Origin of the sequence: Faecalibacterium duncaniae, assembly GCF_010509575.1 — a bacterium.
In the GTDB taxonomy this organism is placed as follows: Bacteria; Bacillota; Clostridia; order Oscillospirales; family Ruminococcaceae; genus Faecalibacterium; species Faecalibacterium duncaniae.
Genome location: NZ_CP048437.1, coordinates 2,816,173 through 2,832,990, shown reverse-complemented (window position 1 = coordinate 2,832,990; position 16,818 = coordinate 2,816,173). Strand labels below are relative to the sequence as shown.

Annotated in this window: 20 protein-coding genes and 4 tRNA genes; 16 read left to right on the top strand and 8 right to left on the bottom strand. The window is 51.2% G+C overall.

The genetic code is table 11. The features are described from left to right. Window positions 1-555: 555 nt before the first annotated feature. The gene (locus GXM22_RS13655) at window positions 556-1,824 is read right to left on the bottom strand and encodes a GHKL domain-containing protein (protein WP_005934535.1); all 1,269 of its coding nucleotides are present in this window, start codon (window positions 1,822-1,824) and stop codon (window positions 556-558) included. Beyond that, window positions 1,821-2,519, bottom strand: coding sequence for a LytR/AlgR family response regulator transcription factor (locus GXM22_RS13650; protein WP_005924492.1), 699 nt, complete (start codon window positions 2,517-2,519; stop codon window positions 1,821-1,823). Before GXM22_RS13650 ends, GXM22_RS13655 begins: the two co-directional genes overlap by 4 nt. A gap of 179 nt (window positions 2,520-2,698) precedes the next feature. Between GXM22_RS13650 and GXM22_RS13645 the strand changes: the two genes are divergently transcribed. From GXM22_RS13645 to GXM22_RS13600, 11 genes are all read left to right on the top strand, one after another. Beyond that, window positions 2,699-3,286, top strand: a complete 588-nt coding sequence (locus tag GXM22_RS13645; RefSeq protein ID WP_005924490.1) for an accessory gene regulator B family protein — start codon at window positions 2,699-2,701, stop codon at window positions 3,284-3,286. 12 nt (window positions 3,287-3,298) lie between these two features. After that, window positions 3,299-3,469 carry a hypothetical protein gene (locus GXM22_RS15090; RefSeq protein ID WP_005924488.1) on the top strand — a complete coding sequence of 57 codons (171 nt, stop codon included), beginning with the start codon at window positions 3,299-3,301 and terminating at the stop codon, window positions 3,467-3,469. Between the two features lie 18 nt (window positions 3,470-3,487). Beyond that, window positions 3,488-4,018: a DUF5626 family protein gene (locus GXM22_RS13640; protein ID WP_005934533.1), complete on the top strand. Its 531-nt coding sequence runs from the start codon at window positions 3,488-3,490 to the stop codon at window positions 4,016-4,018. Between the two features lie 13 nt (window positions 4,019-4,031). Next, on the top strand, window positions 4,032-4,178 hold the full coding sequence (locus GXM22_RS13635; protein WP_081027705.1) for a cyclic lactone autoinducer peptide: 147 nt from the start codon (window positions 4,032-4,034) through the stop codon (window positions 4,176-4,178). A 47-nt stretch (window positions 4,179-4,225) separates the two neighbouring features. After that, entirely contained in the window at window positions 4,226-4,990 is a 765-nt protein-coding gene (locus GXM22_RS13630; RefSeq protein ID WP_005934532.1) for a hypothetical protein, read from the top strand. Window positions 4,991-4,992: 2 nt separating this feature from the next. Continuing rightward, the gene (locus GXM22_RS13625; RefSeq protein ID WP_005943373.1) at window positions 4,993-5,274 is read left to right on the top strand and encodes a hypothetical protein; all 282 of its coding nucleotides are present in this window, start codon (window positions 4,993-4,995) and stop codon (window positions 5,272-5,274) included. A 203-nt stretch (window positions 5,275-5,477) separates the two neighbouring features. After that, window positions 5,478-6,044 carry a hypothetical protein gene (locus GXM22_RS13620; RefSeq protein WP_005934531.1) on the top strand — a complete coding sequence of 189 codons (567 nt, stop codon included), beginning with the start codon at window positions 5,478-5,480 and terminating at the stop codon, window positions 6,042-6,044. Between the two features lie 12 nt (window positions 6,045-6,056). Further along, window positions 6,057-6,794 (top strand): DUF3658 domain-containing protein, encoded by a 738-nt coding sequence (locus GXM22_RS15315; protein ID WP_223387800.1) that lies wholly within the window; start codon window positions 6,057-6,059, stop codon window positions 6,792-6,794. Window positions 6,795-6,992: 198 nt separating this feature from the next. Beyond that, the gene (locus GXM22_RS13610; protein WP_005934529.1) at window positions 6,993-8,552 is read left to right on the top strand and encodes a recombinase family protein; all 1,560 of its coding nucleotides are present in this window, start codon (window positions 6,993-6,995) and stop codon (window positions 8,550-8,552) included. A 62-nt stretch (window positions 8,553-8,614) separates the two neighbouring features. Next, entirely contained in the window at window positions 8,615-9,490 is an 876-nt protein-coding gene (locus GXM22_RS13605; RefSeq protein ID WP_242651686.1) for a patatin family protein, read from the top strand. 203 nt (window positions 9,491-9,693) lie between these two features. Beyond that, a tRNA-Thr gene (locus GXM22_RS13600) sits at window positions 9,694-9,769 on the top strand. A 213-nt stretch (window positions 9,770-9,982) separates the two neighbouring features. On the opposite strand, the gene GXM22_RS13595 is transcribed toward GXM22_RS13600, so the two are convergent. The 5 genes from GXM22_RS13595 to GXM22_RS13575 all read right to left on the bottom strand — a co-directional run bounded on the left by GXM22_RS13595 (window position 9,983) and on the right by GXM22_RS13575 (window position 12,476). Further along, window positions 9,983-11,200: an iron-containing alcohol dehydrogenase gene (locus GXM22_RS13595; protein WP_005934526.1), complete on the bottom strand. Its 1,218-nt coding sequence runs from the start codon at window positions 11,198-11,200 to the stop codon at window positions 9,983-9,985. 239 nt (window positions 11,201-11,439) lie between these two features. Then, window positions 11,440-11,515 (bottom strand) — tRNA-Thr (locus GXM22_RS13590). A 3-nt stretch (window positions 11,516-11,518) separates the two neighbouring features. Continuing rightward, a tRNA-Asp gene (locus GXM22_RS13585) sits at window positions 11,519-11,595 on the bottom strand. Window positions 11,596-11,879: 284 nt separating this feature from the next. Continuing rightward, a tRNA-Trp gene (locus tag GXM22_RS13580) sits at window positions 11,880-11,955 on the bottom strand. 71 nt (window positions 11,956-12,026) lie between these two features. Next, entirely contained in the window at window positions 12,027-12,476 is a 450-nt protein-coding gene (locus GXM22_RS13575; RefSeq protein WP_005934524.1) for an RrF2 family transcriptional regulator, read from the bottom strand. Between the two features lie 139 nt (window positions 12,477-12,615). Between GXM22_RS13575 and GXM22_RS13570 the strand changes: the two genes are divergently transcribed. The 4 genes from GXM22_RS13570 to nifU all read left to right on the top strand — a co-directional run bounded on the left by GXM22_RS13570 (window position 12,616) and on the right by nifU (window position 15,339). Then, window positions 12,616-12,939, top strand: a complete 324-nt coding sequence (locus GXM22_RS13570) for a rhodanese-like domain-containing protein (protein WP_005934523.1) — start codon at window positions 12,616-12,618, stop codon at window positions 12,937-12,939. 140 nt (window positions 12,940-13,079) lie between these two features. Next, the gene (locus GXM22_RS13565) at window positions 13,080-13,511 is read left to right on the top strand and encodes a hypothetical protein (protein ID WP_005934522.1); all 432 of its coding nucleotides are present in this window, start codon (window positions 13,080-13,082) and stop codon (window positions 13,509-13,511) included. A 159-nt stretch (window positions 13,512-13,670) separates the two neighbouring features. Beyond that, complete coding sequence (locus tag GXM22_RS13560; protein ID WP_005934521.1) at window positions 13,671-14,888, top strand: cysteine desulfurase family protein; 1,218 nt, start codon at window positions 13,671-13,673, stop codon at window positions 14,886-14,888. 1 nt (window position 14,889) lies between these two features. After that, window positions 14,890-15,339 (top strand): Fe-S cluster assembly scaffold protein NifU, encoded by a 450-nt coding sequence (gene nifU / locus GXM22_RS13555; RefSeq protein WP_005934520.1) that lies wholly within the window; start codon window positions 14,890-14,892, stop codon window positions 15,337-15,339. A gap of 85 nt (window positions 15,340-15,424) precedes the next feature. On the opposite strand, the gene udk is transcribed toward nifU, so the two are convergent. Then, window positions 15,425-16,054 (bottom strand): uridine kinase, encoded by a 630-nt coding sequence (gene udk / locus GXM22_RS13550; RefSeq protein ID WP_005934518.1) that lies wholly within the window; start codon window positions 16,052-16,054, stop codon window positions 15,425-15,427. A 145-nt stretch (window positions 16,055-16,199) separates the two neighbouring features. Between udk and GXM22_RS13545 the strand changes: the two genes are divergently transcribed. Then, a complete protein-coding gene (locus GXM22_RS13545; protein ID WP_005934516.1) occupies window positions 16,200-16,817 on the top strand; it encodes a C39 family peptidase in 618 nt (205 codons plus the stop codon). Window position 16,818: the final 1 nt, after the last annotated feature.

Here is a 16,818-nt window from a genome sequence, read left to right as displayed (position 1 = left end):
CTCGCAAGAGTTGCAGATGTGAAGTCCCGGTGGAGCACAACATTTTCAAGAATTGAAAATTTGTGGCCACGGGACGGTTCTTGCTCTCCACCGCTGCGCTCAAAACGCATTTCCGAAAGTTGTTTCCGAATTGTTAAGACGCAAAAATAAGTAGAGAGTTCCGCTGCTCGTGTATGTTGATCGCCGTTTGCTCCGAACGAAGTTCCTGCCCCTGTTTTGCAGCGGCGTTGGCCGAAAAGCCGGTATCACGCTCGGACGGCTCATGAAATTCTCAAGGTACGGCTTCCCCAAAAAGAAAATACCGCCCACGCAGTACAGGCGAAGGATTTTGTCGGGTGAAACAGACGGCAAAATGATCGGGTGTGTTGCGGGGCGGTAAATCTTCGCAGGAAATAAAACCGCACAGAATCGTTTCTTTACAGAAATCGCTGTGGATTTGTTGGGAATGATAACATAAGTATTGATGTGTGTCAACACTTCAGGATAATGAATACATCAGATGAATGAAACACACAAAGTACAAGCAAAAGCAAAGCAATGTTTTAGGAGAATGTTTTAATTTTCGCAGTTCAGGCGGACTTGGACGGTAAACACACCGTCTTTCTTTTTCGTATAGAAGTCACCATGGTTCTCCTGAACGATACGATTTATATTTTTTAGTCCGTAACCGTGATACTCTCCGATGCGGATTCCGCGAGAAGTATCACTGTATGGGTTTTCCAGCCGATAGAAGAGGCTTCGATACTGCTTGCGCAGCTGTAGATGAATGATTCTCTGTTCCGCTGGCAGGTCGCAACAGGCTTCGATGGCATTGTCAAATGTGTTTCCGATAATGATGCTCAAAGACAACGATGAGATCGTCAGGACTTCAGGAATCGTCACATCCAGTTTGACGTTGATGTTATTCCTTTCCGCAATTCGTAAGTAATAATTCAAAAGAGCATCAACAACAGGATTTCCGACCGCAGAAATATTTGTGGAACGCTCGAAAACATCCGTGGCAGCCTGCGCAATCTTGTGAAGTTCTTCGGTATCACCGTGTTCTGCAACTGCCTGCATCGCCAGAATGTATTTCTTCACATCATGCTGTAGAGAACGGACTTCTTCCTGACGTTCTTTGAGCTGCTGGTAGTATTCCATTTGAAGGTTGTACTGCTGCTCATTGAACTTGACTTTGAATTTTTCTAGCTCATTTTCCCGGAGAGCTTCCACATAGAACACGATCAGGATGTTTATAAGGAGAAGTACAGCCATAAGGCCGACCATATAATCAGGGAAATAATCATCCGCAGCATGATACTGTGCCACATAACAGACCGCGATACTTGCGATTTGAATCGCAATGATCGGCAACAGCCATAGGATGCGCAGAGCATTTCCCTTTCGGCTGAAAAAATGTGAGATCAGGACTACGAGTGGAATTTGAATCAGGTTTGAAAAAACAACATAGACCAACCGTGCTGCCCCAGCCTGCATTAGAATGTCGGTATCCGGGATACGCAGCCCAATCAGAAGCATTGCAAGCACTTCCACCAAAGCAATCAGTGTGAAGAAAGCTCCGCTTGCAAAAACCGCCTGCCACGGTCGAACCTCATAGAACAGCAATGCAAGGAAAAATCCGCCAACTAAAAGATAGATCGTGCGCTGCGTCACCCAATCCGGGAATAAACTCAAAGCACACTGCCCAGCAATCAAGAGTGCAACATAGGCATAGAACCACCTTGAGACGGGCTCCTTTTTGGGAAACAGCCGACCGATAAAAAGCAGCAACAGGGCAATGTTGGCAAAGCTCCCTGCAAACTCAACGAAATAATAAAGCATCATCTTCCCAAATAAGCGTTGAAGATCTGATTGAACTCCTGACGCTTCCTCCTGCTGATCGGCAGCTGATGTCCGCTGGAAAGAAAAACAGCGGTTCCCGTAGCGTAAACAATGTGTTCCATGTTGACGAGATAACTTTTGTGTGGTGACACAAAGCACCGTTTGGGAAGCTGCTCCAAGGCTTCAGGAATGCTCATTCGCAATGTAAGGTCTTGCTCCTTGCAGTGAATCAGAACTTTATGTCCGTGGCTTTCCAGAAAGTAAATGTCCGATGTTTCCAAGGACATGGTAACACCATCGTATTCGATCGTGAAATGTTTGGAGTTCAGTTCCTGAAGGACGGCATCCATTGCCGCAGCGAACAGCGTCTGATCCAAAGGTTTGACAAGGTAGCGGAATGCAATGCCATATCCCTGCACAGCGTACTCATGCCGCTTCGTGACAAATACCACCAAAGGATGCTTCTCCATCTGAATCAAAGACTGCGCCAGCTGAAAACCGTTGGATGGCATCTCGATATCGAGAAGAAGCAGATCAAAGGATTTCTTCTGCATTTGCAATTCGCTCAGAAGTTCGTTTCCATCCATGTAAGTTTCAATGTCAAAGCAGCCTTGCACATCGTACTGCTGGACGCTTTGAACAATGCCATCAAGGTCTGATTTCTCATCATCGCAGACTGCAACGTGGTACTTCAGCATTTCGACAACCTCCACAAAATAATGTCCTGCTACTATTATAGACTGTGCAAAGGCTCCTTACAAGTAGCCTGACCTACCACTTTTGTCACCAGAACGACCAGTTTTGCCAAACCTCTTGATTTTGCTGAAATTTATGATACAGTGAAGCAAAAATCAGAAGATAAGGTGGCGCAACTGCAATGTGGGAACGCACGCTGTCTCAAAAATCAGTCCGTCTTTTCTGCGAGCAAAAAGTGATAGATGAAGCAAAGGCGGATGCGTATGTCTATGGGTACGAGTTGCTCATATCATCTGTTGTGAGCGTTCTGCTTGTTGTTTTAATCGCTGTTGTGTGTGGTGATGTGCGGTACGCACTTTCATTTTTGATTGGGTTTATCCCACAGCGAATCTACATTGGCGGATACCATGCAACATCGCACACCAGATGCTATTTGGCATTCTCCGGACTGGCACTTATCTGCATTTTGCTAAGTAAGGCAATCGCAGCAAATCACCTTTTCCGTATCCTGACAACAGTAGCTCTTTTGGGCATCTCTATCTTTCTCTCACCTATCGAAGCAAAGAATAAGCCTTTAAGTGAAAAGAAGCGGTCAAGTTACAAGATGGTCGCATCTGTTCTTTCGTCAATAGATTTCCTGCTTGCCATTTTTAATGTGCTTCCGTATACACGTCATGTAGTTTGCTACTATCTCTCCAAATGGGTATTGATTGTATTCTCAACAATTCCTTTGGTTCAACAAAAATTTAATGCCAACTTTTGTAGATAGGGAGGTGATAACATGAAAAAAAACAAATGGGTGCTGCTTCTTATCGCTTTTGTTGCATTTTTGGTATTGGTTTATTTTATTGGTGCTTGCCTTAATGCAACGGCAGAGGCATTGACAATTATTTCGCTCTGCATCGGCATACTGGTCATTTATTTAGTCGTAAAAGCAATCAAATCAAAATAAGGAAAGGAAAATGTGATCATGAGTACAAGAAAATTCATCAAAAAACTTACGGCGAGTCTGCTTTTTATTGCGGTTGTAATGTCGTTTGGCGTTCAGTCTGCCTTCGCTGAATCGAATTCACCGAAAGCTACCGTTAAGAACAATGTTGTTACTTTTAGCAATCTCGATCAACTGAAGGCAAACGAGAAGCTCGCAATTGCGGTAGTTGACAGTAATGGTGATCCAGCAACTATTACTATCGAGTCAGTGGACAATTCAATTTCTCGTGTAGCGAAATCGTCGAATTCTTGGAAGGTTTCGTATAAGGGAGTGGTGATTCATGCATATTTTTATATGACAGTGACGAATAACAAAGTCACAAATGCATGGGACTATTCGATTACAACTTTGGGTTCCACATATAGTGATGCAAGTTTGACGTATAACTCCAGTTCGGCAAAACTCACCTTTACCAGTAACGCTTATAATGGTATTGCTTCTCATACTTGCTGGCTGAAGGGAACTCCTCGCGGAACAAACAATGAAGTCGATGTAACGTATTCTATGTAATGTGGAGGACAATATGAAACAGAATTCACAAAAACTGATTTTTTTCCTGAGTAAAATTACATGTGCTTTTGCAATGGCGATTGCAGTCTTAAGTGTGAATAGCACCTGCTGCTTTACAGCGTATCAGCCGGATGTCCCTGAATCGCTTGATCGCAACTAAACTCATATGATAGACATTATATCAAAAACGATGTGAGGTGATAGAATATGAAAGATGTATCTCGAAGAGAATTCTTGAAAACTTTATGTTTAGGCATAACAGTAGCCGCTTTACAAAATTTGCCAATGACAACGGCTTTTGCAGACAGTGCAATCAGTAAAACAAAAATTATTTCTAAAAGCGACCGTGAAAATTTGGTGGCTACTGTTGCAAGAACTGTGCAAGTGTCCTACAAAATAGATAAAAATACGATCATTGAAGTAACTCGCTTTACTGATATTGATGGACAAAATGTTACCTTGAACCGGAGCGTTAAAGAAGATGGTACAGGTGAACTTGTCTATACGAAAGCCCAAAAAACGAAAAAAAGCAAATTGACCAATCAAAGCTATGATGTCTTTTTGAAATTAGCAACTTCAAAATCTATGCCTCAAACAAGGGGAGCCACTGTTGGAAGTGATGTTACAGGATCACAGTATAAGCATATATTTGTATCAAATCTCAGCTATACAATTGACAATACGGCGATTGCGCAAATTGAGATTGGTGGAGTTGAAACTGCAGCAAGCCTTTTAATTACTGGGTTGCACTTGCCGGGAAGCACTGCTGTTACGGTTGGATCCTTTTTGGTTAGTGTGGTTCTAGCTACTTCTCCATCGAAAGTTGTTATAAATCAATCGCTGTATGAAGTCCATTTCGCATATGATAATAGCTACTATACCCATTGCTATCATGATATTTTGTATTCGTATGATTCCGGTGGACACCTTATGGATACTACAAAATCGTACCATCAAGCTGTGGGAGGCTAAGAATGAAAAAAGGCAAAAGCAACTTTTTTCTTATTGCTCCTTTTGCCCTTTGGGGCTGCATTTCAGTATGGACTAGTAATCTTGTCCGATTGACAGATAAAAGCGCAGTACCTTATGCTTGGGCTTCTTTGTTTTTCTCATATGGAATCGTAGCAGTGCATTATATCCAAGTGGCAGTATCCTCCAAAGGCTGTAACAATGCCGAAAACGAAAAAATTGCATGGGTTCAGCTTGGGCTTTCAACTTTGTTCTTGATAGTAGCTGTTGTTCTAGCTATTCAATGAAGGAAAGCAAAGTAATCACCCAAAGCAGTGTAAGGTCACAATATTTTCTATTCCAGCAGTATTCTAGTAGTTTCAGCATTTGTATGGTTCACATTTATTTGCCGAGGAGTATACACCTGAAGGGGAAAATTTAATGAAGGTGATTCCAATGGAGCTTTAGTGTATTGAGTGAAGAAAAAAAATAAATTAGGAGGCAGTATACTATGACTAACAAAATCAAACGGCTGATTTCCATTCTATTGGTCACGGTTTTATTTCTCCTGACCATTCAGCCAGCATTTGCAACTGGAAATAAGAGAAAGATCGATGATTATTCGATAGAAGAACTTCTCAATCTTTCTGTGCAAGAACAAGAGAATCTCGGATTTTATGTTTTGGCCGAGGTTCCAATGCGCATTCCTGTTTCTAATACAGACGGCTCAAGAGTTGTATCGTATATTGATGGAACATGGAGAGTTCTTTATACAAAGGCCAATGGATTGGGCTTTTATATGAGTGGAACTACCGTCGGTATTGGCCCGGATTTAATAAAAAATGTTTCAGGAACGGATTACTACACGAGCTATTCCGATAACATCGAACGAAGCTGCCCATTTTCAACGACAGCACTAGTTCCAGAACAAAGTATATATAATACAACCTATACATATGACTTCTATGATGTTGGAACTTATCTTGATTGCAGCGTTGGGTGTTATTTTGGAGTGGTTGGCTCAAGCAAACCAATCTATTGGAGTGCAACTACACAAGTTACCATCCCGAAATTATGATTTTGACCAGCTATGGATGAAATTGTTTTTGAACCCAGTGATGTCAATATGTTAGCAGCTTTAGGCATCGTCGAAAGTGTAAAGTTGTTTCCGTTTATGTTATCAATGGGAGAACTTCAATATGCTTGCGATTCAGAATATCGTTGCAAACAATTCGTGAATTGCCTTTCAGAATATTATCCTGACAGCCAAATTGAAGCTAGACAACTGTGGTCGAAATATCATGGTACAGCGAATGCGGTTCAATGTGATATGATAAATCATAAGCCACTGCGTGTTTGGGTCAGGAGTTCTGCCGATTGTTGGTGCGGCATTTATTATATTTGTTACTATGCAGCAAAGTATGGTACAAATAGAATTTTGCTTGCATCCAGAGAAGGTCTGAAAGAATTTATGGAAGGGAAAACCGATAAGATCTCACAAAAGTATTTGACGGAAGAAACTATTACTGAGTATGCCAAAAGATGGGGAAAGCTATTAAACGAAAACACCTCCATGCGTATTTGGCATGCGAACGATGTTAAAAGCGTTAACATAGATTATTTCGACCAGAGAATTATTAGTTTAGTATCGAGAATTCCTATTTCGGTTGGTGAACTTACCGCAGACGTATTAAAAGCGATTTCTGCTCCGGTAAGTGACTGGTATGTCATGAAACGCATAGAAGCACTTTTGAAAAAGGGTGTTCTTCAAGTCGTTATTCCAAACAAAATCTTTTATAATACCATCGTCCAGCTAAACGAAGAATAAAGGAATCCGAGCAAGTCGGCCCAACAGTCACCTCATTTCAACGAGAGGGGTGGCTGTTGGGTCAATTGTTCAAAAAGAAAAACTGAAGATAATAAAAAGTCTTGATTTCTCCATCAAAACATGGTATATACATTATACGAAACAGTGTTTTGAAAGAACGCTCCACCGTTCAATGATGTAGAATGAGAGGTGTCCGTCATGACCGCTGTAATCTACGCCCGCTATTCATCCGACAGCCAGCGTGAAGCGTCCATTGAGGGACAGCTGCGCGACTGCAAGGACTACGCCGAGAAGAACGGCATCACCGTGGTCGGCACCTACATTGACCGTGCCTACTCTGCCAAAACGGATGACCGCCCAGACTTTCAGCGGATGATCAAGGACAGCGGAAAGAAAATCTTCGACGTAGTTCTGGTCTGGAAGCTGGACCGCTTTGCCCGGAATCGGTTCGATGCCGTGAACTACAAGTACCAGCTGGAAAAGAACGGTGTCCATCTGGTGTCTGCCATGGAACCCATCTCGCAGGGGCCTGAAGGCATTATGGTGGAGAGTATGCTGATTGGCATGGCGGAATACTATTCCGCCGAGCTCGCCCTGAAAGTGGCGCGCGGTGAGCGCGAAAACGCCCTCCAGTGCAAGTACAACGGTGGTGTGGTGCCGCTGGGTTTCACCATCGGCAAAGAGGACAGGCTGTACCATATCGACCCGGAAACGGCTCCTATTGTGCAGGAGATCTTCAGCCGGTACGCCAACGGCGAACCGGCTGAGAAGATTGCCGCATCCCTGAACGAGCGCGGCCTGCGTACCCGTACCGGGAAGCCGTTCGTGAAGAACAGCTTCTTCCAGATCTTCCGCAACCGCCGCTACATCGGCGAATACCGCTACAAGGACATTGTGACGCCGGGCGGCATTCCGGCCATTGTTGACCAGGACCTGTTTGACCGGGTGCAGCAGCGTTTTGAGCAGAACAGGATTGCCCATGGTCGGCCCGCAAAAGAGGATGTGAGCTATCTGCTGACCACCAAGCTGTTCTGCGGCAAGTGCGGTACGCTCATGGGCGGCGAAAGCGGCACAAGCCACATGGGAAACACCTACTATTACTACAAGTGTGGCAAAGCCAAACGCCACGGCAAGGCGCACTGCGATCTGAAAGCCATCCGCAAAGAGCCGTTGGAACGGTTCGTGGTGGAGACTGCCATCAAGGTGATTTTCAGCGATGAAATCATCGAACGGCTGATAGATTTGATTATGGAAGCCCAGCAGCAGGAGAACACCCGGCTGCCTGTCCTGAAAGAGCAGCTCCGGGATACGGAGAAGCGGTTGGCAAACCTTCTGGAAGCCATTGAACAGGGCATCCTGACCCCGACCACCAAGCAGCGGTTGGACGAGCTGGAAGCCCAGAAGGAAGCTCTGAACACCAGTATTCTGGAAGAAGAACTGAAAAAGCCCGTCCTGACCCGTGAATGGATTCGGTTCTGGCTTGAGAAATTCCGCAAGGGTGACGTGGGCAGCACGGAACACCAGCGGCAGATCATTGATACCTTTGTCAACTCGGTCTACGTCTTTGATGACCGGGTCGTACTCAATTTCAACTTCACGGACGATGCCAAAATGGTCACTCGTGAAGAGGTTTTAGGTTCGAGTGCTGTGGAGAATGCTCCACCAAAAAAGCACGAGATTTCGGTCTCGTGCTTTTCTTTTGCGGCAGATCCTGCTTTCTGCCGCAAATTGCATCAGATCCCGCCGTTTGCTCAATGAGTATTTCCCGCCGTCCCGTTATACTGGGAGGGAAATGGAATGAAACGATGGAGGAACAGACCATGAAATACGGTGTCATCGATGTGGGTGGCGGCCTGCGGGGCATTTACGGCGCTGGCGTGCTGGACCGCTGCCTGGAGGAGGACCTCCGCTTCGATCTCTGCATCGGCGTTTCGGCGGGCAGCGCCAATATGACGTCCTATCTGGCAGGCCAGCATGGGCGGAACAAGCCCTTTTACGATGAATACTCCTTCCGCAGGGAGTACATGAGCGTGCACAACCTCATCCGCAAGCACTCCTATCTCGATCTGGGCTATGTCTACGGCACCCTCAGCAATGCAGGCGGCGAGAATCCGCTGGATTACGCGGCGCTTGCCCGCAGCCCGGCAGAGCTCTGCGTGGTGGCCGCCAATGCACAGAACGGCGAGGCGCAGTATTTCACCAAGGCAGACCTCCACCCGGACGACTACCGCATCCTCATGGCATCCTGCTGCATCCCGGTCATCGACCAGCCCTGCATCATCGACGGCGTGCCTTATTTTGATGGCGGCCTGGCCGACCCCGTCCCGCTGGAATGGGCCTTTGCCCACGGCTGCGACCGGGTGGCTCTCATCCTGACCAAGCCCATGGGGCTGGTGAGGAGTGATGCCCTGGACGAGCATCTGGCACACCTGCTGCAGTCGCATTACCCCGCTGCAGCCGAGGGGCTGCGCCGCCGGGCATGGCGGTACAACACGGCTGTCCAGCGGGCGCGGGAGCTGGAGCGGCAGGGCCTTGTCTGCATCATCGCCCCGGACAGCACCGAGGGAATGTCCACCCTGACCAAGAACCGCGCCGGCCTTGAAAAAATGTACGCCAAAGGCAAACAGGACGCCGAAGCGCTGGTGCGGTGGATGCAAAACACCAAACAAGATGAATCGGTGGGCACCTGGAGATGAAACCCGTTCACTTCCTATGACAATATCCACCCCGGACATAATATCCGCCCCGGACATTATAATATGATATGTACATACAGACAAAGGAGCCTGGAGCGGTATCGCTCTGGGCTTTTTTGCTTTGGAACAGAAAAATCGGATTTTTTGCAAAAAACACTTGCAAAGCAGTCTTTCTTGTGGTAAAATAATTGAGCTGTGATTGTGCTGCTATAGCTCAGTTGGTAGAGCGCATCCTTGGTAAGGATGAGGTCTCCAGTTCGAATCTGGATAGCAGCTCCAGCTCAAACCGCCTTGATGGGAAACCGTCAGGGCGGTTTTTTGCATCCATCGCTCTGCCGTCTGCAGCGGCGCGAGCCTGGCAGCCCCAGTCAGGGGAGCTGGCGCGGAGCGCCTGAGAGGCCCATCAAACAACAAAGCCGCAGGCCTGTTGAGGGCTTGCGGCTTTGTTGTTATGGGAAAGAGGTAAAAGTGTCTGTAAAATGTCGGTTTAAATCAGAAGTCTACCTCAGTGTCGTAGTAGCAGCACTTGAGCAGCTTCTCCATCTCCTCCTGGCTGGGCTGGCGGGGATTGGAGCCGGTGCAGGCATCGCCGATGGCGTTCTTTGCAATCTCGGGCAGGCGCTCCAGGAACACTTCCTCGGGAACAAAGCCCTGCTCGGTGGGGTAGGAATCGGGGCCGTAGTTCTTGATGCAGTGGGGGATGTTCAGCGCATCGTTCATGCCGCGCAGGTACTTGATGAGCAGCTTGACCTTCTCGTCGTCGTTGGAACCGCCCAGCTTCATCTCGTCAGCGATGACACCATAGCGCTTCTTGGCCTCGGGGTCCTTGGCGTTGAAGGCGATGACCTTGGGCAGATACATGGCGTTGGCAGCACCGTGGATGATGTGTGCGCCGTAGTCGGCAAAGGCAGCACCGGTCTTGTGTGCCATGGAGTGGACGATGCCCAGCAGAGCATTGGAGAATGCCATACCGGCCAGGCACTGTGCGTTGTGCATGGAATCACGCTTGGACATATCGCCGTTGTAGCTGTCCACCAGATCGCCCTGGATCATCCGGATGGCGAAGATGGCCAGCGGGTCGGTGTAGTCGCAGTGGGCGGTGGAAACATAAGCCTCGATGGCGTGGGTCATTGCATCCATACCGGTGTGGGCAACCAGCTTCTTGGGCATGGTCTCGGCCAGATCAGGATCGACGATGGCGACATCGGGGGTGATCTCAAAGTCAGCGATGGGGTACTTGATGCCCTTCTGATAATCGGTGATGATGGAGAAGGCGGTCACCTCAGTGGCGGTGCCGGAGGTGGAAGAGATGGCGCAGAAGTGGGCCTTGCGGCGGAGCGGCGGAATGCCGAACACCTTGCACATCTCCTCAAAGGTGATCTCAGGGTACTCGTACTTGATCCACATGGCCTTTGCGGCATCAATGGGGGAGCCGCCGCCCATGGCAATGATCCAGTCGGGCTCAAACTTCAGCATGGCCTCTGCGCCGCGCATGACGGTCTCAACAGAGGGATCGGGCTCGATGCCCTCAAACAGCTCCACTTCCATGCCGGCTTCCTTCAGGTAGCCAACAGCGCGGTCAAGGAAGCCGAACCGCTTCATGGAGCCGCCGCCGACACAGATCATGGCCTTTTTGCCGGTAAAGGACTTCAGGGCTTCCAGAGCACCCTTGCCGTGGTACAGATCGCGGGGAAGAGTAAAACGAGCCATAGGAAATACCTCCGATTCAATCAAAACTCTCTGGTCTGTGGATGTTTGACACAAAAATAACCAACTCTCTTACACAAAGTGTACTGCAAACCATCCAAAAGTTCAATTGCCGGAATGTGGAAAAATCAGGCCCAATTTTGGGCATTTCGCTGGAAAGGGAGGGCTTCCCGGCCGGAGAAACCGGGAAAATGGCAAACAAAAAACCACCTGAAGCTCTAAGACTTCAAGTGGTTTTTCAATGGAGCTGCTATCCAGATTCGAACTGGAGACCTCATCCTTACCAAGGATGCGCTCTACCAACTGAGCTATAGCAGCAAATGGCGACCCGGATCGGGCTCGAACCGACGACCCCCAGCGTGACAGGCTGGTGCTCTAACCAACTGAGCTACCGGGCCATGATCGCTCAAGTTCGTGCGGCGTTTACCGCCGGAACGTGCCTTATTATACCGGAAGATGGGCGGCTTGTCAAGCGGAAAAAACAAAAAAGCCGCAAAAAAGATGAAAAAGGCGGACTTCCTCAGTCTGCTCACTGCATTCGCAGCCAGCTCCTTCCATGAGGGAGCCTCTTTGCAGGGGCACAAAGGCCCCATCCCAGAGGGGGCTGGCATCGCGCAGCGATGACTGGGGGAGTATGTTTGCGCAAAAACAAAACCTCCGGAACGGCTGCTCCGGAGGTTTGTGGCAGGGGTAGTAAGTCTCGAACTCACGGCACGCGGTTTTGGAGACCGCTGCTCTACCAACTGAGCTATACCCCTAAATCTATGCTGCATTCGCTGAATGCCTGCTTATTATATAAGATTCGGCGCAAAATGTCAAGCATAAATTTTCAGGTCTTGGTGTTGCAGCCGCAGCAGCCGTCCTTGGCGGCGGGCAGGCTCTGGGCCAGCTGCTCCAGAGTGACGCTGTCGATGTACTGGTTGATGACCTCGTCCAGCCCGGCCCAGAACGGCAGGGTGAAGCACTGCTCGGACATGGGGCACTCGTTGGTCTCGCTGCCAAGACAGGGGATGGGGGCCACGCTGCCCTCAATGGCGCGCAGGATCTCACCGGCGGTGTAGTCGGCGGGGGCCTTGGTCAGCCGGTAGCCGCCCTGGCTGCCGCGCTCGCTTTTCACAAGCCCCACCCGGGCCAGCGGGGTGACGATCTGTTCCAGATATTTCAGGCTCAGGTTCTGCCGCTCGCTGATCTCTTTCAGGGAGACGGTGGTGCCCGGTGCGTAGCGGGCCAGCTCGGCCATCAGCCGCAGGGCGTAGCGGCTCTTTGTGGAAAATTTCATGGTCTACTCTCCTTGTTTCTCCCCTTAGTATACCACGCGGTGCAGGTTTTGCAAAGCGAAAACGCCGGTTTCTCTTGCCGAAACAAAAAACGTCTGTTATCATATAATAGAGAAAATATCGGAACTTGGAGATGAGACAATGGTAGAGAAGATCACTCCGGCCGAAGCCATCCGCCTGCTGGATGCAGGCAAGGCGCAGGCCGTGGATGTCCGGGAGCCGGACGAATTTGCCGTGGGGCATATCCCCGGCGCAAAGCTGCTGCCCCTGGGTGACGTGCTGACCCGCGCGGAGGAGGTCATGCCGGACAAAAATGCCCAGTGGCTGATCTACTGCCGCACCGGCCGCCGCAGTGCCGATGCCGCACAGAAGCTGGAAGCGCAGGGCTACACCGGCCTGCGTGATCTCGGCGGCATCCTGAGCTGGCCGTATGAGATCGAGGGCGATTTTGAGGGGCATTTTTAAAGGAAGCTCCCCCAGTCTGCTTCGCAGACAGCCCCCTCTGAGATGGGGCCTGTCCGTGCGGTAAGCCTCCCTCCTAGAGGGAGGCGGCATCGCACAGCGATGACGGAGGGAGTTTTGTGCAAAAGAAAGGATGTGCACTTATGGCGTTCGACTCGAAAAAGTTTGCCGGAGCCCATTGCGGCTGCCGGTATCAGCAGGACTACCGCCCCACGCTGGGCCGGGACGGCAAAAAGGAATCCGGTACGCTGGAGGTCATCAAATTCTATTATGATGGTGCCATCCGCTTTGAGCAGCACTGCTACGGCGAGGCGGCGACCTTTGTGTTCGGCGTGTGGGCTTCCGGCATGGATGCCGACGGCACCCTGCACTGGGCCCTGCCGGATAAGCGCAAGAGCTATTATGATGAGGAGTACCTGCCCAAAAAGCTGGACCGGGTGGACGAAGCGGGCAATCTGTACTTCGATGGCAGCACCTTCCCCTGGAAGCTGGCCGATGATTTTGCCGAAGATCGGCGCTGGGGCTACCCCAAATGGAAGGTGGTTCTGGGAAAGCTGGCCGGAAAAGGCCGCTGAATCTGCCCGGATTGTTACGGATTGATGAATTTCCAGTATTCCTATTGACATGCTAGGGAATGATATGGTATAACATTCCCGTTAAAAGGTATCATAGGCCCGGACGTTCGGTCCGGAAATGCAAAAACGATTTGTCGTTTGCCAGAAAGGATCAATCCCATGGAAACTATGGAGAAAGTGGTTTATCTCGACAATGCCGCCACGACTGCCTGTGCCCCGGAGGTGCTGGCAGTGATGACCCAGGCCCTGAGCGGTGCCTGCGGCAACCCCAGCAGCCATTACAGCGTTGGCTATGAGGCCAAAGAATTTGTGGACACCGGCCGCGCCCAGGTGGCAAAGGCCATCAATGCTTCCCCGGCAGAGATCTTCTTCACCGGCTGCGGCTCTGAGGCCGACAACTGGGCCGTGAAGGGCACTGCCTTCACCAAGGCCCGCCAGAACAAGAAGCACCTCATCACCAGCGCCTTTGAGCACCACGCCATCATGCACAGCATGGCGGCTCTGGAGCGCATGGGCTTTGAGGTCACTTATATCAAGCCCACCCCGGAAGGTTATATCCGCCCGGAGGATGTGGAGGCGGCCATCCGTCCCGATACCGCGCTGGTCAGCATTATGATGGCCAACAACGAGATCGGCACCATCCAGCCCATCAAGGAAATTACAGAGATCGCCCACAAGCACGGCGTGTGGATGCACACCGATGCGGTGCAGGCCGTTGGCACCATTCCCGTGGATGTCAAGGAGCTGGGCGTGGATATGCTGTCCATGAGCGCCCACAAGTTCAATGGCCCCAAGGGCATGGGCGCACTGTACTGCCGCAAGGGCATCTGGCCCCAGAACCTGATCGACGGCGGCAGCCAGGAGGCCCGCCACCGCGCCGGCACCGAGAACGTGGCCGGTATCGCCGGTATGGGCAAGGCACTGGAGATGGCCGTCGCCCACCTGGACGAGCGGATGGCCCACGAGAAAGAGCTGCGTGATTACGTCATTGACCGCGTGCTCAAGAACATCCCGGAGGCCCGCCTGAACGGCGGCCTGGAGCACCGCCTGCCTGGCAATGCGAACATCAGCTTCCCCGGCCTGGAGGGCGAGACCATCCTGCTGGATCTGGATATGCACAACATCTGCGCATCCACCGGCTCTGCCTGCAACTCCGACAGCCTGGACCCCAGCCATGTTCTGCTGAGCATCGGCGTGCCGGAGGAGATCGGCCACGGTTCCATGCGGTTCACCTTTGGCCCGCAGAATACCATGGAGGAAGCAAAATATCTGTGCGACGTGCTGGAGGAGGTCATTCCCCGCCGCCGTGCTATGAGTTGTATGTGGCTGCAGGGCCAGAACACCGCCCGTCATTTCAGCCTGAAGGGAGAAAACTAAGATGGCAAGTATGTATAGCGCAAAGGTCATGGAGCATTTCGCAAACCCGCACAACGTGGGTGAGATCCCCGATGCAAACGGCGTGGGTGAAGTGGGTAACCCCAAGTGCGGCGATATCATGCGCATGTACCTGAAGATCGAGAACAACGTGATCGTTGATGTCAAGTTCCTGACCTTTGGCTGCGGTGCCGCCATTGCCACCAGCAGCATGGCCACCGACCTCATCAAGGGCAAGACCATTGACGAGGCCCTGAAGCTGACCAACAAGGCCGTTGTGGAAGCTCTGGAAGGTCTGCCCCCCATCAAGGTGCACTGCTCCGTTCTGGCAGAGCAGGCCGTGAAGGCTGCCCTGTCTGACTACTACCGCCGTCAGGGCATCGATCCGGAACCCATTGTGGGCAAGCTGGAAGAAGACTGTGACCATTGCAGCGGTGAGAGCTGCAAGGTCTGAGCAGGATCCGCAGAATCATAAAAAGGGGTGGTTCCCGGTCGGGAACCACCCCTTTTTTGGTATCATACGGAACTGCGGTGAAAGTTCAGCGCAGATTTGCCTTTTGGATCAGGCTGCGGATATGGTGGGCCAGCATCTCGATGGCGGGGCCGTTTTCACCGCCATTGGGGATGATGATATCGGCGTTGCGCTTGCTGGGCTCCACAAAAGCCTCGTGCATGGGCTTGACGGTGGCGCGGTACTGGGCGATGACGCTGTCCAGAGAGCGGCCCCGCTCCTTGACATCCCGCAGGATGCGGCGGAGGATCCGCTCGTCCGCGTCGGTGTCCACGTAGATCTTGTAATCGAACAGGCTGCACAGCTCCGGCTCAGCCAGGGGCAGAATGCCCTCCACGATGAGGACGGGGGCAGGCTCAATGTGCTGCACCTCGCTGCTGCGGTTGTGGTTGGCGTAATCGTACACGGGGCAGTCGATGGCGCGGCCCGCTTTCAGCTCCTTCAGGTGCTGGATGAGCAGGTCGTTGTCGAACGCGTCCGGGTGGTCATAGTTCAGCTTGCAGCGCTCTGCAAAAGGCAGTTCATCGTGGCGCTTGTAGTAGCTGTCGTGGGAGATCAGACGCACCTCGTCCTCCCCGAACCGCTCCTTGAGCCGGTAAGCCAGCGTGGTCTTGCCGCTGCCCGAGCCGCCTGCGATGCCGATGATCAGATTGTTCATGTCCCAAAATCCTCCCGCCTGCCGATTCCGGTAGAAAAACCGGTCAGAATAAGCTATAATAGGTATATTGTTGGGGAACACCCCTGTTTCTCACTGCTTATGATATCACAAATCCACTGTTTTTGACAGAGTAAGAGGAAAATTGATGAAAAAGATCGTTTCGGCCCCGTATATCGACCAGACTGCCCGCTGGGTGAACGGCTGCGAGAGCATCAGCAGCGTGATGCTGCTGCAGGCTGTGGGCATCCCCATTGACCCGGACGTGTTCATTGAGCGCGACCTGCCCCACGCCCCCTACTGGGAACAGGAGGGCAGGCTCTACGGGCCTGACCCGATGTTCGTCTACCCCGGCGACCCCCACGACCACACCGGGTACGGCTGCTATGCCCCCTGCATCGTGCAGGCCTTGCAGAGTGCGCTGGCGCACGAGGGCGCGGCGGACCGGTTCGAGGTACTGGACGTGAGCGGCGAGACCGCAGCGCAGCTGTGCCGGTTCATTGACGAGGGAATGCCAGTGGTGTTCTGGGCAACGCTGGATTTTACCCCGGTGCCCGAGGAGCGGGACCACTGGCTGCTGGCCGATGGCACCGACTTTGCCTGGAAGTGCCACGAGCACTGCCTGCTGCTGGTGGGCTACGATGAGGAAAACTACTGGTTCAATGACCCGTGGCATGACCACGGGGTCTGCGCCCAGCCCAAGGAGCTGGTGGAGCGCTGCCACGCGGCACAGGACTCCTATGCGGTGACCCTGCGGCGGAAATAAG